Here is a 19,031-nt window from a genome sequence, read left to right on the forward strand (position 1 = left end):
GCGGCATGGCAGTCATACATATTGATGGAACCACTGTCGAAGTAGATAGCGCAGATAACTTGCTACAAGCCTGCTTATCACTCGGCATTGATGTGCCGTATTTTTGTTATCATCCAGCCCTTGGCTCAGTAGGCTCGTGCCGTCAGTGCGCGGTCAAGCAATTTCAAAATAAAGAAGACATGGAAGCAGGTCGTGGTCGTCTTGTGATGTCATGTATGGTCGCTCCGGGCGATGACATGTATATCTCTGTTACTGACGATGAAGCCAAAGCATTCCGCAAGTCGATGGTTGAGCTACTGATGACCAACCATCCACATGACTGTCCAACCTGTGAAGAGGGCGGACATTGCCATCTGCAAGACATGACGTATATGTCAGGTCATAGCCGTCGTCGTTATCGCTTTACCAAACGCACGCATCATAACCAAGAACTTGGCCCATTCATCGCGCATGAGATGAACCGCTGTATCGCTTGCTATCGCTGTGTCCGTTTTTATAAAGACTATGCGGGCGGTGAAGATTTGGGTGTTTATGGCTCAAACAACCGTGTTTATTTTGGCCGTGATAAAGATGGCCAGTTCGAAAGCGAATTCTCAGGCAACTTAACGGAAGTATGCCCAACGGGTGTGTTTACCGATAAAACACATTCTGAGCGCTACAACCGTAAATGGGACATGCAGTATGCGCCAAGCATCTGTCATGGCTGCTCAGCAGGTTGTAATATCTCACCGGGTGAGCGTTATGGTGAATTGCGCCGTATCGAAAACCGCTACAACGGTGAAGTGAACCGCTATTTCTTATGTGACCGTGGCCGCTTTGGTTACGGCTATGTCAATCGTGATGATCGTCCAACCCAAGCGCTTGAACGTATCAATGATAAGCATGTCAAAATCAATATTGACTACGCACTTGATGAAACCATCAAACGTATCAAAGACAAAAAAGTCATCGGTATTGGCTCACCGCGTGCCAGTTTAGAAACCAACTTTGCACTAAAAAATCTGGTTGGCTTTGATAAGTTTTCAACAGGTCTCAATCATCAGCAGCAAGCATTGGTTAATAAATGCATCGAAGTATTGAGTACTGATGGCATTTATAACCCAAGCATGACTGATATCGAAAGTTATGATGCGGTATTGGTATTGGGTGAAGATATCACTCAAACCTCATCACGTGTCGCGCTGTCAGTACGTCAAGCCGCAAAAAACGAAGGCCTGAAAATGGCAGCGGCATTGCAAACGCAGTCTTGGCTTGCAGAACCGGTTAAACGTATTGCTCAAGATGCGTTAAGCCCAGTTTATGTCATCGACGTGGTGCAAACTAAGCTAGAAGACATCAGTAAAGTGAGTGTGGTTGCAACGCCTGAAGACATCACTAAGCTTGGCTTCAAGGTTGCTGATGAGATTGCTAATTTCGCTGATGATTTAGCAGACATAGCAGATCCACAAGCAGCTGAACAAGATGCTGATACAAGTACTGAAACTGACGGTATGCAAGCATTGGCGCAGCAAATCGCTTATGACTTGATTCAAGCTGATAAGCCTTTAGTTGTTTCGGGTAGTAGCTTGTCTTCTACCGCATTGATAGAAGCAGCAGCACAGATTACCCAAGCGTTGACCCAAAAACGCGCGGCAATCAAAGCGACTGAGCAGCAGCAAGTGGACACGTATAATGCTCAAGTCCGTGATGAGCAAGCGCAAATAGAAGATAAAGAGCTATCCGCTAAACCAAACAAACCTGAAACTGGTGTTGATACAGAAACGCAAGACAATGTAGAACGCGCTCCTGCTAAAAAACTTGAACTGAAAGAAGTAAATAATAAATATCAGGCACAAGCAGGTATTTACCTAACGGTTACCGATGCCAATAGCATGGGTGTTTGCATGCTTGGCGGTCAATCAGTCGAAGAGCTACTGGCGACTGATTTCGATGTGGTGATTGTCGCTGAAAATCAGCTGACTGATGCCATTGATGCCAGTAAGTTGACTCAACTATTAGCCGACAAAACCGTCATTGCGCTAGATCATCAGTTGCTTGATTGGCATAAAGATGTCGATATTGTCTTGCCAGCTGCGAGCTTTGCTGAAGCGGATGGTACGCTGATATCAGCTGAAGGTCGTGCACAGCGCTTCTTCCAAGTTTACGACAACGAATACTATCATCCGATGAGCAGTATTAAAGAAGGCTGGCGTTGGTTACATGCCGTGCATAGCAGCATCGAAGATCGTGATGTCGACTGGACGCAGCTAGATGACGTTATCAATGCATTGATCGCCACGCATCCTAAGCTTGCTGGCATTAAAAATGCTGCTCCTGATGCCGATTACCGTATGACAGGTCTTAAAATTGCTCGTCAGCCGCGTCGCTATTCAGGTCGTACCGCAATGCGTGCGCCGATATCCGTACATGAGCCGATGCAACCAAAAGATTTAGACACCGGTTTGACTTTCTCAATGGAAGGTTATAGTGGTAAAGAAACGCCAAGCTCGATGATTCCTTTTGCCAATGCGGCAGGTTGGAACTCACCGCAAGCGTGGAATAAATACCAAGACAAGGTCGGTGGTCATCTAAAAAATGGCGACCCAGGTGTGCGCATGTTCGATCAGCTAGCACGTTTAGAAACACGTCAATATGTTGCACCAGATGCCATGTCTGTGACGACGACGGATATGCAGCAAGGCCAAGCCAAACTGGTGCCTATCAATAATATTTATGCCAGCTCTATGATGGCGTCACGTAGCCCAGTGGTTGCGGAGCAACTGCCTGTTGCTGCATGGCGTATCGGAATGGATGATGCTAAGGACTGGAACATCGCTAATGGCGATTACTTAGCGATTGAAATCGATAAGCAACAAATCACCTTGCCAGTACAGATAGTCGGTTATTTAGCAGAAGGCTGTATCGGTTACCCAGTTGGGCAGGTGAGTATCATTCACCCATCGATGCCAGCGTCGGTTCGCAAAGTGGATGCACCAGTAACGATGATGGGTAGCATGGCTAACGATATGATGAACAATAACGATGCTGCGCAAATGAACACAGCACCGACCACCACACAGGAGGTGTAATATGCAAGTTACCCGTATTATCCCTGATGTGCCAAGCTTCTTGGCTGGTAGCATGAGCTTTGATGCTTGGTCCATTTTATTTATGGTCGGGCAATCATTGGTCATCTTCTTGGTCGTGGTTATGGTTGCCGCTATGATGATTGTCTATGAGCGCCGTATGCTAGCTTTGTGGCAGGATCGTTACGGTCCAAACCGCGTCGGACCCTTTGGTTCGTTGCAGCTGGTTGCTGATATGCTCAAAATCTTCTTTAAAGAAGATTGGACGCCGAACTTTACCGATAAGTTTATGTTTACCTTGGCACCTGCGGTCGCCATGTTTACCGCATTGGCCTCATTTGCCATTATTCCTATCTCGCCAACGCTTGGCGTGGCTGATTGGGACATCGGTATTCTGTTCTTCTTTGCGATGGCAGGTATTGCCGTCTATGCAGTGATGTTCGGTGGTTGGGCATCTGCCAATAAATTCTCGCTACTGGGTGGTTTGCGCTCTGCTGCACAAACGATCAGTTATGAAGTCTTCTTGGGCTTATCACTGATGGGCGTGGTTGCATTGACAGGCTCATTTAACTTGCGCGCCATTGTTGAGGCGCAAATCGACGGCTGGTATATCATTCCGCAGTTTTTTGGCTTTTTGACCTTTGTCGTTGCGGGTGTTGCTGTTACCCATAGACATCCATTTGATCAGCCAGAAGCAGAACAAGAGCTGGCTGAAGGCTATCATGTTGAATATTCTGGCATGAAGTTCGGTATGTTCTTTATTGGCGAATATGTCAACGTTGTACTGATTTCTGCCTTGATGACGTGCTTATTCTTTGGTGGTTGGTTGGCACCTTTTAACTTAGATATTCCATTTATTCCACCAGCTTTTTGGTTCATGATTAAAACGCTGTTCTTTATGACCATGTTTATTTTGGCTCGAGGCTCACTCATGCGTCCGCGTTATGATCAAGTGATGAACTTTGGCTGGAAAGTTTGTCTGCCAGTAACGCTGATTAATCTGTTGGTTACTGCTGCGGTCATTTTGATCTTTTCCCCAACGTTGTAATCATCACTAGCCATCATTGATGAACTAGGGTAAAGCTGATAAGGATAATAATCCCATGTTTACTACCATAAAAAAGACCGTCATTGGACTATTTACCATTGTCCGCAGCATGTGGATGGTCAATAGTCATGCGCTCAGACCGCGTGACACCATCCTTTATCCTGAGGTGCCGGTACCTGTGCCACCGCGTTTTCGTGGACGTATTGTCCTAACGCGTGACCCTGATGGAGACGAGCGCTGTGTGGCTTGTAACTTGTGTGCGGTGGCCTGCCCGGTAGGGTGTATCTCCTTACAAAAAGCGGAACGTGAAGACGGTCGTTGGTATCCAGAGTTTTTTCGAATTAACTTTTCGCGCTGTATTTTTTGTGGACTGTGTGAAGAAGCCTGTCCCACGACAGCCATTCAAATGACCCCAGATTTTGAGCTGGGTGAATATAAGCGCCAAGATTTGGTCTATGAAAAAGAGCATTTGCTCATTTCAGGGCCGGGTAAATATCCTGATTATAACTATTATCGTGTGACGGGTATGGCGGTAGCGGACAAACCAAAAGGCGCAGCACAAAACGAAGCTGCACCGATTGATCTAAGGAGCTTGCTACCATGATGAATATTTTGAACCATCCTGAACTGGCTGGGTTTTATTCGCTTGCAGCAGTGGCCATATTTGCCAGTCTGCGCGTCGTGACTCAGGCCAATCCAGTGCATGCTATTTTATCGATGATTGTGTCATTACTGGCAATCGCAGGGATATTTTTCGTGCTAGGCGCGCCATTTGCTGGTGCGTTAGAGATAGTTGTCTATGCCGGCGCCATTATGGTGCTGTTCGTCTTTGTCATCATGATGCTGAACTTGGGCATGAGCAATGATGAGCGTGAAGAGCGCTGGCTTGATGCGGGCACTTGGGCGCTACCGACAGGGTTAACGATTATTATCGCGGTTGTGCTGTATGCGATGATTGGTATGGGTCATGACGAAGCGGCAATGATTGGTGGCTCGACAATATCTGCCAAAGCAGTGGGTACGGTACTATTTACTAAATATGTGATGTTGATAGAAGTGGCTGCATTGCTACTATTGGCAGCCTTGGTCGCCGCGTATCATTTGGGTAAAGAGTCTATCGCTGATGAGGTTACTGTTAATGCAAACCACAGTAATGATAGTCAAGGATCTAATGCTAATGTTGCGAGTATCAAACACTACGATAATCATGGCATGCCTATAGATGCTGACGCGGCGAAAATGGCAGAACCTTACGAATATAAAGATGTTGACCCGCATGACTATGTAAGTATGAATGCAGGTACGCAGCTGGGTGTGAATAAAGTCACGCGCAAGGAGTCAGACTAATGGTACTAGCAGCGAGCGTGGCACAAGATGTGTCAAACGTGCCGTTTGCCCACGAGGTAGCGGGCTTAGTACAGCCTGTTGCTGAGGCGCAGAATGTACTGGGCATGATACCCATGAGCCATGGACTGATTTTGGCAGGTATCTTATTTGCCATTGGTCTGTGCGGCGTCATGGTACGACGTAACTTCCTATTTATGCTAATGAGCCTTGAGATCATGATGAATGCAACAGCATTAGCATTTGTGGTGGCAGGTAGTCGTTGGGTTGATCCAGATGGACAGATTATGTTTATCTTTATTTTGACCTTGGCAGCAGCAGAGGCCGCCATTGGTTTGGCAATATTATTGCGGTTTTATCATCAGCGTGGGCATCTCGATGTCGACAGCGCCAATGAGATGAAAGGATGATGTCATGAGTTTATTACCATTAACCTTTATATTCCCGCTCGTTGGCTTTTTGATTTTAGCCTTTATGCGCGACAAGCTAACAGAGCAGGTGGCAGCGATTGTCGGTGTCGGTAGTATGCTGTTATCAGCACTATGCACGCTAATCGTTAGTTATACTTTTTTGACCAATAATCCAGCAGGAACAGTCATAGAGATTCCGCTTTGGACATGGTTCCAAGTCGGAGATTTTGCTCCAAGTTTCGGTCTGAGCTTTGATGGTTTGGCACTGACGATGACGGGTGTCATCACTGGGATTGGCTTTTTAATCCATCTTTTTGCTGCTTGGTATATGAAAGGCGACACTGGATTTGCCCGTTTCTTTAGCTATATGAATTTGTTCGTCGCCAGCATGTTATTGCTAGTATTAGCAGATAACTTGTTCTTGCTTTATCTTGGCTGGGAAGGCGTTGGTATCTGTTCGTACTTACTGATCGGTTTTTATTACCATGACCGCGCCAATGGTCTTGCAGCGATGAAAGCCTTTACGGTGACGCGCGTGGGTGATGTATTCTTAGCCTTCGGTCTGTTTTTATTATTCCGCGAATTCGGTACGCTTAATATTCAAGAAATTATTACTCGTGCACCAGAAGTGTTTGATATCAACAATCCAACGATGATGTTGACCACCATGATGTTGGTTGGCGGCGCGATGGGTAAATCAGCACAGCTGCCATTACATACATGGCTGGCTGATGCGATGGCAGGTCCGACGCCAGTATCAGCGCTCATTCACGCGGCAACGATGGTCACGGCAGGGGTTTATTTAATCGCTCGCTTACATCCATTATTTGAGCTGACGCCTGGTATTTTATTATATTGGGTCGGCGGCGTAGGGGCGTTGACGTTGGTCGTTGCTGGATTCTGTGCACTGGCACAAACCGACATCAAACGTATTCTTGCATACTCAACCATGAGCCAAATTGGCTATATGTTCTTAGCACTCGGCGTTGGTGCGTGGCAAGGCGCAATCTTCCATTTGATGACCCATGCTTTCTTTAAAGCCTTGTTATTCTTATCATCAGGTGCAGTCATTCTTGCGGTACACCATGAGCAAAACATCTTTAAGATGGGTGGTCTACGTAAAAAGATACCGTTGGTATTCTGGTGTTATATCGTCGGTGGCGGTGCATTGGCAGCGATACCTTGGGTTACCGTTGGCTTTTATTCTAAAGAAGCGATTCTTTGGGAGAGTTATGCAACTGGTCACATGGTTTTATTCTATATGGGTGTATTCGGTGCTTTCTTAACCGCACTTTATACTTTCCGTATGATTTGGATTATCTTCTTTGGTGAAGAAAAGACGCATGCACACAAATTATCAGGTGTGTCATATTGGCTACCACTTAGTGTGTTGCTCGTATTATCAACGGCAGTGGGCGCATTTATTACCCCGCCATTACAAGGCGTCTTGCCAGAGAGTGTTGGGCATTTATTGGAAGTCGCTGGTCAAGCGCATGGTAAGCATACGGCTGAGTTTATCGCCATGGGTGCGATGCTGGCTGGTCTAATAATAGCGGCGCTATTATATGTGGTGGATAAAGGTCGAATGCTCACCCGCTTTAAGCGCTCACGTGTTGGTGGGGCGCTATATCACTGGTGTTATCATGGTCTAGGTTTTGATGCGCTATACGATATAATTTTTGTAAAACCCTTTTTGTTCATCGGCCGCTTATTTAAAGCCGACCCTATCGATAAAGCGTGGCTCGTTTTGCCTAAGCTGGCATCTGCTGGTAATAAGGTATTATCTGCGACGCAAACTGGGTCACTTCGAGGTTACGCTGCAAGCTTTGGCTTGGGCATGGCTGTATTACTAGTGCTGGTAATGATGACGGTGGTATAAGATGATTGAGTTACAACAAACGTGGATGCTACCAGCATTAATTGCAATTCCCTTTATTGCCGGGTTGTTATGTTGGTTGGTCGAGCGATTTAATAAACGTCTGCCGCGCTGGATTGCTCTAATCGGTATGACGTTGACCTTTGTATTGTCGCTAGTGCTGTGGCAATACGGCGACTTTAGCGGCATGAGTAAGCAAGTGATTGCGCCAGACGCTGCTGTGCCTTGGGTCGCTGAATTTAGTGTGCCATGGATACCGACTTTTGGTATTAGCTTCCATTTAGCGATGGATGGCTTGTCACTGATGATGGTGGCGTTAACAGGATTGCTCGGTATTGCTGCTGTGGCTTGTTCGTGGAATGAGATTCAGCGTCGAGTCGGCTTTTTCCATCTCAACCTTTTGTGGAGTTTGGGCGGCGTCATTGGTGTGTTCTTAGCTATTGATCTGTTCTTGTTCTTCTTCTTTTGGGAGATGATGCTGGTTCCTATCTACTTCTTGATCGCTATTTGGGGTCATGATGTGGTTGGCAAAACCAAGGAATACGCAGCGACTAAGTTCTTTATTTATACCCAAGCGTCTGGGCTTATTATGCTGGTCGGTATTTTGATATTGGTAATTATCAGCTACGCTCAAAAAGGGGTGGTCAGCTTTAATTACAATGATTTGCTCGGTACGTCACTTGGCGGCTGGGAATATCCGATCATGCTGTGCTTCTTTATTGGCTTTGCCGTTAAGCTGCCGATTATTCCGTTCCACGGCTGGTTGCCAGATGCGCATGCACAAGCACCAACAGCAGGTTCGGTGGATTTGGCAGGGGTTTTGATTAAAACCGCCGCTTATGGTTTGATTCGTTTTGTCTTACCGTTATTCCCAGCAGCATCACAAGATTTTGCACCGATTGCGATGACCTTAGGTACCATTGGTATTTTCTATGGTGCATGGCTAGCCTTTATGCAGACTGATATGAAGCGTTTGCTGGCTTATACCAGTATCTCGCACATGGGCTTTGTGGTATTAGCAATTTATGCTGGAACCTTACTCAGCTTGCAAGGTCTGATGATTCAGATGTTAGCGCACGGCTTAAGCTCAGCAGCGCTATTCATCATGGCAGGGCAGTTATATGAGCGTCTACATACGCGTGATTTAACCTTGATGGGTGGTATGTGGGGTCAGTTCCGTTACTACGCACCGATACTGATGTTCTTCTGTGCCGCGTTGCTCGGTATTCCGGGGACAGGTAACTTCATCGGCGAGTTCATGATTTTATTTGGTGCTTTTGCTCAGTATCCCGTATTTGTGGTCTTTGCAACATTCAGTCTGGTACTAGCAGGGCTATACTCGCTTATTTTGATTCACCGTGCATTATTTGGCAAAAACAACATCGAAGCAGTCGCCATGCAAGAAACCAAAGCACATGGTTTGCCTACGCGTCCATTAAAAGATTTGGGCAAGCGTGAGTTGTCATTGTTATTGATGCTCGCTGCAGGTTTGGTATGGCTTGGTCTATATCCACAGCCGTTCCTTGATACTTCAAGTCATGCGATGCAGTGGATCAATAACGCTTATATATACAGTCAAGTCACACAAGTAGATGCGTCGCAACTGCTTGATGCAATGGAGGCACGTTAAGTCATGAATGATATTACGATGAATGATTTGATGGGATTGTTGCCTTATGCGCCAATCATTGCCGTCGTTATGACGGTATTGGTGGTCATGATTGCCATCGCAATTAAACGCTCACATATGGTGACTGGTACGATAACGGTCGTCGGCTTAAATATTGGTCTGTTTACCCTCATTGGGCAAATGACTGGTATGGTGAATAGCGGTAATCTCGTACCAAACGCTGAGCAGTTATTCGTTATTGATAACTTTGCTCAGTTTAATATGGTGATTATCTTTATCTGTGCATTGGCTTGCTGTACGTTGTCTTATGCGTATTTAGCCAATCTCAAGGATAATAAAGAAGAGCTATACTTGCTCATGTTGCTATCGACAATTGGTGCTTTGCTGATGGTCAGTGCTCAGCATTTAGCGTCATTCTTTATGAGCTTAGAGATGCTGTCTATACCGCTATACGGCATGCTGTCATATACCTATATGCGCAACCGCTCACTCGAGTCAGGGCTGAAATACTTGGTGCTATCAGCGACGGCATCGGCGACATTGCTCATGGGTATGGCATTTATCTATGCCGAAGTAGGCTCGCTCGCCTTTAAGCCAATCAGTATGGTATTAGGTGATGTTTTTGAGTCGCCACTACTGATACTTGGTGCGGCGATGATGATGTTTGGTATCGCCTTCAAACTCTCTGCTGCGCCGTTTCATATGTGGACACCAGATGTATACGAAGGCGCTCCAGCACCAATCGCTACCTTTTTAGCATCGGTATCAAAAGTAGCTATGATGGGCTTGGCGGTTCGTTTCTTAATCGATACGTCTTTATTGGCATTGCCATCGGTGCAAATGCTGTTAATGGTCATGGCAACTTTATCTATTTTGATCGGTAATTTATTAGCAGTACGTCAAACCAGCCTCAAACGCCTATTGGGTTATTCATCCATTGCCCATATGGGTTATGTGTTGATTGTCATCGTCAGTATCGGCGCGGCAGCGGATAGTATCTCTAGTATGTATATGGCTGTTTATGCATTAACCTCTATCGGTGCCTTTGGTGTTGTGACCTTGATGTCGAGCCCTTATCGTTTATCTGGTGAGGCTGATGAGCTGACCCATTATCAAGGGCTATTCTGGCGTCGTCCCGTATTGACTGCGGTTATGACTATTATGATGTTGTCATTGGCGGGTATTCCGTTGACGGCAGGCTTTATTACCAAGCTATTTGCGATATTGGCAGCGGTACAAGGAACTAATTGGTTCTTGGCAGCGATGATTATCTTGGGTAGTGCGATCGGCTTATTCTATTACTTGCGCGTGATGCTCACCCTCTTTAAACGTCCTAAACAGTTCATTGAGTTTGACGTTTCTAGCCAATGGGCGATGCGTACTGGCGGAATCATGGTTATTGCGGTGACTGCGATGATTATCTTCTTTGGTATCTTGCCAAACAGCATGATTGAATGGGCAAGCCTGGCACGTATTTGGTAAATAGCAAAAGGGTAAGTAGGGGTATGCTGATACCGCTGCTTATCTGTTATTACGGTCAGAAACCCAAGATGCGCCAGCTTTATGATAAGCTTGGCGCATCTTTTATTTTGTGTCGTTCAAAGTTTTGATAAAAATAATGATTACTAAAAAGTGAGTCGATAATTCTTATGAGTGATAATATTCAGACAGTAACTGTGCTTAGTAAGACCACGTGGACACCAAACCTATTTAGCTTCACTGTCAGCCGTCCCGATAGCTTTAAGTTTACTGCGGGTCAATTTGTGCGTTTGGGCGTCAATCCCAGTCAATTAAAATATTACCAGCAGCAACAAGGCGACACCGTTAACGATGTACCTGATGCTGCATTGAATGAAGACATCTTTCGGGCTTATTCCATCGTCTCTTCACCTTTTGATGAAGTATTAGAATTTTTCTCTATTGTCATCCCCGATGGTGCATTTACGTCGCAGTTGCAGCACCTAGAAGTGGGCGATGAGTTGCTGCTTAATACCATGCCGTTTGGTTTCTTGACGTTAGCACGTTATCAAAAGCCTTTACCAAAAGATTTATGGCTGCTCGCGACTGGAACGGGCTTGGCACCATTTTTATCAATGCTGCAAGATTTGCAGACGTGGGAAGATTACGAGCACATCATATTGGCTTATAGTGCGCGCTCGATAGAAGAGCTTGCCTATATCGACAAGATTGAAAGTTTGCAAGAAGACTTTGGTTCTCTAGTTGACAATCCTGCAAAACTAATCTTTATTCCCATCGTTACCCGTGAACCTGTCGAAGGCGCACTGACAGAGCGTCTGCCCAAGCTGCTGCTAGATGGTACGCTGCAAGCGCGCGCAGGGATAGCCTTAGATATTGATAGCACGCACGTCATGTTATGTGGCAATCCAGACATGGTGGAAGATACCAAAGAAGCGCTCAAGACTTTAGGTTTGGTGATGAATCGTCGCGGCGAGGGCAATATTGCGGTAGAAAATTACTGGTAGTTGCATGATTGATGACGGCGTGCTCTAGAAACCATTGAAAATTTGCTTGATAAAAAGCGCTGACGCTAAAAGACAAAAATAGTCTCTAAGTGTCAGCGCTTTTTTGCTAACTAAAAAACGTCATTTGTATACTGAGAGATTTATACCTGACTCGGTTCGGTCGCATCATCTATTGGGTTAATAGGGCCTTGCATCAACTCAGGCTCATCATCATCGCCGATGATATCTTCGTTACTGCTGGCAGCCAATAAATCACGATAATTGATTTGAGTTTTCAAAATCATTTGCTCTTCTTCAAGCTCGCCATAGTTGACTTGAACTTTATGCAAAGTGCTCATGATTTTTTTGTTCTTTTTTAACCAACGATTGATATCAAGGTAGATAACCTCGTCTTTTGCACGGGCGATATTGATATAAGAGAGAATAAAGCCTAATGGGTCTTTTTTCAGAATAGTGTGATAAAACCAAATAAACAGTTTGATACCTTGGCGCTTAATAAACGACTCACAACGTAGATTTAGCACATCAGTATAAGTCTGTTGACCAAAGACAAATCGCTGGACGTTACGATCAAGCTGTACATGAATCAAACTAAAATTACTCGCCACCTCTGCATAAATGCCACCAGCATCGACCGTACAGTATAAGCGGAACCAGTCATCATGCATCTCAACACGTAGCTCTAAGATGGCTTTCACATTATCAGTGACGAACTTCTGCAGCGCATCATTGACATAGATCTGTGCTACTGGCAGCGACAACTCATCTTCGAATTTATCAGTCGTTCTATGATATATCTGTTTGATTGATTGGGTAAGGCGCTCCCAACCATCGCTAAATGATTCGTCGAAACGATAGCCCATATTTTCAAAAAATTCATCAAAATTGTCTGAATTATCCCTGTTATCAAAATCACTCAAACTTATTATCCTTATAATTATAGGGGAGGTAGCTGACTCAATGGCATAAAGAGCGACTGATTAAAAAATGACAGACAGACTGTTCTTTAATGAAAGCTGGCGAGTGGTCATTACATGCGTTTTTGCCAAATCAGCAATAATCAGCCCTGTCTATTTACGCCTATTTAACCCGCCCTAATGACACAAAAATTATAAAACAGTATATAACAAATATGATGGCTTCAAAATGGACACATGGGTTTTGTCGCAAATCATTTAATTGGCAATGCTTATATGTTCAAAATACGGTCTAGCGATGACATACCCGCATTAGTGTTATATCATTTTTGCTGGTTCCGCTCGTCAATAAATTGACCAAGGGAGATAAGTAATGTGTGAGCGGATTAAAATGAGTCGGCAACGGTTGTGCTAGCGACAGAATTCTATGTCATGTTATGATAGCGCCAGTATAAATCCTGCCCATTATCATAACGCTTATTACTTGCTGTCTTGTATTTATAAGCTCATATTCATAAGCTGAGACCCATTGTGGCCTATATCAAAGATTCACAAAGCTATCATTTTTCCGCGCAAGCACCTAAGCGGGATGTTAGTTTACCAGTGGCCATCGTTATCGCTGTGGCCGTACACGCCATTATTATTTTTGGTATTGGCTTTTCGATGGGCAAAGATCCTGCAGCAATGATGCAAGATGTGGCAAAAGCGCTAACTGACAATATGCAGCCAAATGAAGACGCTCACTTTATTGCTAATGCTTCCCAAGAAGGTGGCGGCACAGTGGAGGAGCAATTAAGACAAGAGAACGACCAAATCAGCCCATTGTCTGCTGAGCAAATAAGTGAGACGCAAGATGTGATTAGCCTGCAGCGTCAAGTCCGCCAGCAGCATTATCAAGAAAGCTATCTGCGTACCACCTTAAGCTGGCGTCAAGCGAGCGTGGAGTCTGATAATGATAGCAAGCAAGCACAAGATGATATGATGGCGCAAGAAGAGCGTCTGCGCAAACAAATTGCTACTTTAGAGACACAGCTGTCTCAACGTCAGCAAGTTTATGCAACCAAATCAAAAGTCGTAACGGTCGATAGCAACTCGACGACGCGTGGTGCCGCGGCTGATTATATTAATACTTTCCGTGAACATGTCGAACGCATTGGGAATTTGCATTATCCCATGCAGGCACGGGCACAAGGTATCACGGGCGAAGTGCGCCTTATGGTCATCATCAGTAGTGATGGTAATATTAAAGCCATACGTCTGCTTGAAAGCTCCAACTCCACATTACTAGATGAAGCAGCAAAGCAATCGGTGCGCCAAGCAGCGCCCTTTGGTAAATTCACCAAAGACATGGAAGATATTGTTGAGCTGCGTTTGATACGTACCTATCGTTACAGCGATAAAGTGGATGTTACTTATTAGGGCGTGTTGAATATACAAATGATGAGCGTTAGCTACGCTGCAAACAGATAAGATACCAATATTTATAACAAACGAATACCACACACCGCTATAAAATAAAGAGTCAGTATGGAATTTTTAGGTTTTACAATAGATGTTGCCAACTTAACCAGTAACGCATTAAGCTTGGTCATTAAAGTTGCGTTAGCGATATTAATATTCGTCGTAGGTCGCTGGCTTGCCAAAAAGGCAGTCACCGTTGCTCACAAAATGATGTTGCGTAGTCGCTTAGATGACACCGTTGCGAACTTTTTAGGTCGTCTAATCTATGGAGTGTTACTGGTCGTGGTTGCATTAGCTGCCTTGAGCAAGGTTGGCGTACAGACCACCTCAGTCGTCGCTATATTGGGCGGTGCTGCAGTAGCCATTGGTCTGTCACTAAAAGATCAGTTGTCTAATTTTGCCGCTGGCATCATGATTGTGACCTTTCGTCCCTTTGTGCGCGGTGATTATGTGCAAATCAGCAGCTACACAGGGACCGTAACAGAAATCACTTTGGTCAATACCCACCTAACGACGATAAACAATCACGATATCATTATCCCAAATAGTGATATTACGACTTCAGCCGTGACGAACTATACCGCGCTACCCAACCGCCGTGTCGATATCACGGTCGGTATTGGCTATGATGCCGATATCAAAACTGCCAAAAACGTGATGCTGAATTTGGCAAAAAATAATCCGTTGGCCTTTACTGACCCTGAACCTATCGTACGCGTCACCAATTTGGGTGATAACTCAGTAGACTTGACGCTCAATATTTGGACAACCAATGCTGACTGGTGGACGATGCAGTGTGATTTGCTTGAGCAATTCAAATACGCCTTAGATGATGAAAAAATCGACATTCCATTCCCGCAGCGTAATGTCCATGTTAAAGGACTGGATCAGATGATTAATCAGATGATTAATCAGATGAGTCAAGCACAAAAGCTACCGATGACCAAAGACTAGTCGCTAAAAATTCGAACTAAGTATAAGGGTTTGGAAGGCTGAGACCTGCTAAAATCTCAATTTCAAACCGCTCCATCTCATCTTGCTCGGCTTGTCCAAGCTCATGATCAAAACCCAATAAGTGCAGCACACCATGTATCAGTAAATGGCTAATGTGCTGTGCGGTTGTCTTTTCTTGTTCTGCGGCTTCACGTACTATGACGCCATGACAGATGACCAGCTCACCGAGGGGTAGCGTTGGCATCAGCTCAATAATTGCGGCTGGCAGATCACTTGGATAAGATAAAATATTGGTCGCATAATCCTTACCGCGTGCTTCCAGATTTAATGCCTGACCCTCAATTTCATCGGTAATGTATATGTCTAATACTTTAGATTTTTCTTGCCATAGCTCAGGGTCGATATCTACAAAATAGGGTAGCGTTAGACCTTCTTTAATGCGCCCATCGATATAATCCAACGCTGCCATCATCACAGACTGTAAGTGCTTACGATCATAAAAAGTGTCCAGTATGTCATCATCAATACTACTGGTGGCACTGATATCAAGTGCTGCCAAACTGGCATCATCGCCAGCACGCTCATTTGCATCATGGTTGTCAAAACTGTTGTTACCCTTCTCTTGGCTCATGCCATTATCCTTTTACTTTATTGTAAGATGGTGTGCTTTATCATCTGATATAACTTATGAGTAAATCTGAAAAGCTCTCGTCGTAAAAAGCCGGATTACTGACAGTAATCCGGCTTTGCATTTTTATAACATTAAGTAGCAGGCTAGACCGTTTATAGCTTGGCTGCAGCATTAGCGATAACTTGTTTACGCTCTTGCTCTTTTCTGCGCTCAAACTTACGCTTTTCTTCTAACGCTACTTGTTCTTCATCATAAACATCGTAGGCTTCTACAATTTTCTGTACCAATTGATGACGTACCACATCTTTTGAATCAAACTTGGTGATATGAATTTCTTCAATACCACTTAAGATTTCCATTGCTTGCGCTAAGCCTGACTTATGACCACGTGGCAAATCGACCTGTGTAATATCACCTGTAATTACTGCTCGTGAACCGAAACCCAAACGGGTCAAAAACATTTTCATCTGTTCAGGCGTGGTGTTTTGCGCTTCATCTAAGATGACAAACGAGTTGTTTAACGTACGACCGCGCATATAGGCAAGGGGTGCGATTTCGATGACTTGTTTTTCAATCAGCTTGCCCACTTTTTCAACGCCGATCATCTCATATAGCGCATCATATAATGGACGCAAGTAGGGATCGATTTTTTGCGTCAAGTCACCTGGCAGAAAGCCCAGTTTTTCGCCCGCTTCTACGGCAGGACGCACCAGTAAAATACGCTCGATTTCGTTACGCTCAAGCATATCCACGGCGCAAGCCACGGCTAAATAGGTCTTACCCGTACCAGCAGGGCCAATACCGAATGAGACATCAGAGTTCAGTACGTTTTGGACGTAGGTCTGCTGATTGCCACCGCGAGGAATGATACGACCTTTACGCGTGCGTAAGCTAACTGGCGTAAACTCGTGAGCTGATTCTAAGTCGGCCTCAGCGTCTGCATTATCCTTGGATTCTTGCTCATCTGCTTCCATATCTTCATCACGAGAAATGCTCGATTGGATAATAAGATGTAGCTCCGCTGCGCTAATGTCCTTGGTATTCTGTGCCTCATCTACCAGTTTATAAATAATACGTTCACCGCGCTCGACATTTGATATGTCGCCACTCAAGCAGAAGTCACCTTGACGCTGCATGATTTTGATATCGAGGCGTTGTTGGATATATTTCATGTGGTTGTTGTATTCACCAAGCACGGTTTTGAGCTGTGATGGTGTCAATGATTCAAACTTTATACGGCGGCTCATGGAATCAGTCAAGCGATTATCCTTTTATTATGTACCCCAACGCTATGATTTGGTTTTGATGGCATTACGGGTTTAAGAGATAAAATAGTCGGTCGTTATGGTATTAGCTTTACGTTATAGAGATAGAAATGACGGTAGAATTATTATTCGTTTTAGGAGTGATGATAAGTAACGGTCTTGCCTTTATTATGGTCGATAGATTTTAAATTTCAAGCCATACGTCGAACAGATGCCACTGTTTTTGTACGACGATTGCAACCGCTTTTCGACATTGATATTTTTATGTCCATTTTTGAGCGGGTTACAGTATTGTAAATAACGTTTAGAGCGTGACGAAATCAAGCGTTTCAGTTATACGTTTTGGCTACTGTTAAGGCCACAGAATGATGAGTGATTTGTGGTAATCTATGGATGATGTCGTAGTGCTTTATCGCTGAGTTTAAAAGATGAATAAAATGATGAAGGCTGACGAAGGTTAGGGCGTATTACGCATTCGACTAAGGCTCCACCTATGTATGAATGTTCAATACGGCCTAAAAAATTAAAATAATTCTAGCGATTATTCATCGCTTATAGTGCGTGCGCCCAACAGCGTAAAATAGACATGAAAATTAGGAATAATAATGCAAAATACTGATGTAAATTTATCGAATGCTAAAAAAAAGTTTGAACATAACAAGGCAGCTACTGAGCAGCAAGTACTCATCGCTGGTGGTGGTCATGTGGGATTGTCCTTTGCACTGTTACTAGCGCATCACGGTATTGCTAGCACGTTATTAGAAAAAAATAGCTACCCAACCATCAGTCCAAATGATGACAGCAATCGCAGCCATTATTTAGACAGCCGCAATACAGCACTGTCACGTCGTACGGTACAGATCTATCAAGAAATTGGGTTATGGGATGAGTTGCAAAGTCATGCTTGTCGTATCGATGCGGTGCAGATTAGTGAGCAAGGCAGCTTTGGACGCGCCCAGTTAAACAAAGTTGAAGAGCGGGTCGAGTCATTTGGACAAGTGATGGAAAATGCGTGGCTCGGACGTAAGCTTTTATTAGCCGCGCAGCAAGAGCCATTAATCACTTTGATCGATAATGCCAGTGTCAGCGCCGTGACCCAACAAGCGGATGGGGTGACGCTCAGTTTTAACTATTATGGTGAAGAGGAACATGAGCAGCAATTGCAGGCCAGCGTTCTGGTCGCTTGTGATGGTCGCGATTCGACGGTACGCCAATTATTAAATATTGGCACGACAACTTATGATTATCAGCAAACCGCTATCGTCGGTGTGGTAGAAACTGACAAGCCACACGCACATGTGGCGATTGAGCGTTTTAGTCCGGCAGGGCCACTGGCAGTCTTGCCATTGACAGATCCAGACGGTGATGGCAATGATGACTATCAGACAGGCTATAGACGTTCGGTAGTTTGGGTATGTCCAAAAGGGGAAGAAAATAAATACTTAGCAGACGATGCGCATTTCTTGGCGACATTGCAGCAAGCCTTTGGTGAGCGTGCGGGCACGTTTGTCGCTGCTGGTCGCCGCGGCGCTTATCCACTGACACGCGTGCTGGCAGACAAGCAAGTAGAGGGTCGCTGTGTCATCATGGGTAATGCTGCTCATACCTTGCACCCTGTCGCTGGTCAAGGTTTTAACCTTTGTATGCGCGATGCCCATGTGCTGGCACAAATGATGAGCGTGCAAGTGCTAAAGGGCGAAGACATCGGCGATACGCAACTGTTAAAACGCTATGAGAAAGCACGTCTAAGCGATCAAAAACGCGTCATTCGCTTCTGTGATGCCGTGGTACATGGTTTTACCCATCCTAATCCAGCCATCAAGTTGGCAAGGAATGTGGCCTTGGTTGCCTTTGATAAACTGCCAAATATTAAGCCACTAGTCGCTAACTACGCGATGGGATTAAAGTCTTAGTTTGCTATATCACGGTATATTAACGGTCTAGACC

At 44.8% G+C, this 19,031-nt stretch carries 15 protein-coding genes; 12 read left to right on the top strand and 3 right to left on the bottom strand.

The features are described from left to right. The first annotated feature begins 5 nt into the window (after positions 1-5). From nuoG to JMW94_RS08650, 9 genes are all read left to right on the top strand, one after another. Positions 6-3,068: an NADH-quinone oxidoreductase subunit NuoG gene (nuoG, locus tag JMW94_RS08610; RefSeq protein WP_201603972.1), complete on the top strand. Its 3,063-nt coding sequence runs from the start codon at positions 6-8 to the stop codon at positions 3,066-3,068. A gap of 52 nt (positions 3,069-3,120) precedes the next feature. Further along, on the top strand, positions 3,121-4,113 hold the full coding sequence (nuoH, locus tag JMW94_RS08615) for an NADH-quinone oxidoreductase subunit NuoH (RefSeq protein ID WP_045445151.1): 993 nt from the start codon (positions 3,121-3,123) through the stop codon (positions 4,111-4,113). Between the two features lie 55 nt (positions 4,114-4,168). Beyond that, the gene (nuoI, locus tag JMW94_RS08620) at positions 4,169-4,717 is read left to right on the top strand and encodes an NADH-quinone oxidoreductase subunit NuoI (RefSeq protein ID WP_045444743.1); all 549 of its coding nucleotides are present in this window, start codon (positions 4,169-4,171) and stop codon (positions 4,715-4,717) included. Beyond that, on the top strand, positions 4,714-5,460 hold the full coding sequence (gene nuoJ, locus JMW94_RS08625; RefSeq protein ID WP_201603974.1) for an NADH-quinone oxidoreductase subunit J: 747 nt from the start codon (positions 4,714-4,716) through the stop codon (positions 5,458-5,460). The genes nuoI and nuoJ overlap by 4 nt, the downstream gene beginning before the upstream one ends. Before the next feature lie 98 nt (positions 5,461-5,558). Then, positions 5,559-5,867 (top strand): NADH-quinone oxidoreductase subunit NuoK, encoded by a 309-nt coding sequence (gene nuoK, locus JMW94_RS08630; RefSeq protein WP_045445153.1) that lies wholly within the window; start codon positions 5,559-5,561, stop codon positions 5,865-5,867. Between the two features lie 4 nt (positions 5,868-5,871). Then, a complete protein-coding gene (gene nuoL, locus JMW94_RS08635; RefSeq protein WP_193007136.1) occupies positions 5,872-7,746 on the top strand; it encodes an NADH-quinone oxidoreductase subunit L in 1,875 nt (624 codons plus the stop codon). A gap of 1 nt (position 7,747) precedes the next feature. After that, positions 7,748-9,373 (top strand): NADH-quinone oxidoreductase subunit M, encoded by a 1,626-nt coding sequence (gene nuoM, locus JMW94_RS08640; protein WP_055124527.1) that lies wholly within the window; start codon positions 7,748-7,750, stop codon positions 9,371-9,373. A gap of 3 nt (positions 9,374-9,376) precedes the next feature. Continuing rightward, on the top strand, positions 9,377-10,855 hold the full coding sequence (gene nuoN, locus JMW94_RS08645) for an NADH-quinone oxidoreductase subunit NuoN (protein WP_201603975.1): 1,479 nt from the start codon (positions 9,377-9,379) through the stop codon (positions 10,853-10,855). Positions 10,856-11,022: 167 nt separating this feature from the next. Continuing rightward, positions 11,023-11,856: a ferredoxin--NADP reductase gene (locus tag JMW94_RS08650; protein ID WP_201603977.1), complete on the top strand. Its 834-nt coding sequence runs from the start codon at positions 11,023-11,025 to the stop codon at positions 11,854-11,856. A 140-nt stretch (positions 11,857-11,996) separates the two neighbouring features. Here the strand turns inward: JMW94_RS08650 and JMW94_RS08655 are convergent, their stop codons facing one another. After that, positions 11,997-12,776, bottom strand: a complete 780-nt coding sequence (locus tag JMW94_RS08655) for a hypothetical protein (RefSeq protein ID WP_045451664.1) — start codon at positions 12,774-12,776, stop codon at positions 11,997-11,999. Positions 12,777-13,304: 528 nt separating this feature from the next. Between JMW94_RS08655 and JMW94_RS08660 the strand changes: the two genes are divergently transcribed. Next, positions 13,305-14,192, top strand: coding sequence for an energy transducer TonB (locus tag JMW94_RS08660; protein WP_060490580.1), 888 nt, complete (start codon positions 13,305-13,307; stop codon positions 14,190-14,192). 108 nt (positions 14,193-14,300) lie between these two features. Further along, a complete protein-coding gene (locus JMW94_RS08665) occupies positions 14,301-15,188 on the top strand; it encodes a mechanosensitive ion channel family protein (RefSeq protein ID WP_201603979.1) in 888 nt (295 codons plus the stop codon). 16 nt (positions 15,189-15,204) lie between these two features. On the opposite strand, the gene ybeY is transcribed toward JMW94_RS08665, so the two are convergent. Together ybeY and JMW94_RS08675 are read right to left on the bottom strand one after the other, a co-directional pair. After that, positions 15,205-15,819, bottom strand: a complete 615-nt coding sequence (gene ybeY / locus JMW94_RS08670; protein WP_201603982.1) for an rRNA maturation RNase YbeY — start codon at positions 15,817-15,819, stop codon at positions 15,205-15,207. A gap of 152 nt (positions 15,820-15,971) precedes the next feature. Further along, positions 15,972-17,066, bottom strand: a complete 1,095-nt coding sequence (locus JMW94_RS08675; protein ID WP_201604040.1) for a PhoH family protein — start codon at positions 17,064-17,066, stop codon at positions 15,972-15,974. Between the two features lie 623 nt (positions 17,067-17,689). Here JMW94_RS08675 and JMW94_RS08680 point away from each other — a divergent pair. Next, positions 17,690-18,997 carry an FAD-dependent monooxygenase gene (locus JMW94_RS08680; RefSeq protein ID WP_227685467.1) on the top strand — a complete coding sequence of 436 codons (1,308 nt, stop codon included), beginning with the start codon at positions 17,690-17,692 and terminating at the stop codon, positions 18,995-18,997. Positions 18,998-19,031: the final 34 nt, after the last annotated feature.

It is taken from the genome of Psychrobacter immobilis (genome assembly GCF_904846185.1).
Lineage (GTDB): Bacteria > Pseudomonadota > Gammaproteobacteria > Pseudomonadales > Moraxellaceae > Psychrobacter > Psychrobacter immobilis_B.

Bases quoted from the DNA above. Each gene is read 5' to 3' on its own strand.
- nuoG (WP_201603972.1), top strand. From the start codon at position 6: ATGGCAGTCATACATATTGATGGAACCACTGTCGAAGTAGATAGCGCA.
- nuoH (WP_045445151.1), top strand. From the start codon at position 3,121: ATGAGCTTTGATGCTTGGTCCATTTTATTTATGGTCGGGCAATCATTG.
- nuoI (WP_045444743.1), top strand. From the start codon at position 4,169: ATGTTTACTACCATAAAAAAGACCGTCATTGGACTATTTACCATTGTC.
- nuoJ (WP_201603974.1), top strand. From the start codon at position 4,714: ATGATGAATATTTTGAACCATCCTGAACTGGCTGGGTTTTATTCGCTT.
- nuoL (WP_193007136.1), top strand. From the start codon at position 5,872: ATGAGTTTATTACCATTAACCTTTATATTCCCGCTCGTTGGCTTTTTG.
- nuoM (WP_055124527.1), top strand. From the start codon at position 7,748: ATGATTGAGTTACAACAAACGTGGATGCTACCAGCATTAATTGCAATT.
- nuoN (WP_201603975.1), top strand. From the start codon at position 9,377: ATGAATGATATTACGATGAATGATTTGATGGGATTGTTGCCTTATGCG.
- JMW94_RS08650 (WP_201603977.1), top strand. From the start codon at position 11,023: ATGAGTGATAATATTCAGACAGTAACTGTGCTTAGTAAGACCACGTGG.
- JMW94_RS08665 (WP_201603979.1), top strand. From the start codon at position 14,301: ATGGAATTTTTAGGTTTTACAATAGATGTTGCCAACTTAACCAGTAAC.
- ybeY (WP_201603982.1), bottom strand. From the start codon at position 15,819: ATGAGCCAAGAGAAGGGTAACAACAGTTTTGACAACCATGATGCAAAT.
- JMW94_RS08675 (WP_201604040.1), bottom strand. From the start codon at position 17,066: ATGAGCCGCCGTATAAAGTTTGAATCATTGACACCATCACAGCTCAAA.
- JMW94_RS08680 (WP_227685467.1), top strand. From the start codon at position 17,690: ATGCAAAATACTGATGTAAATTTATCGAATGCTAAAAAAAAGTTTGAA.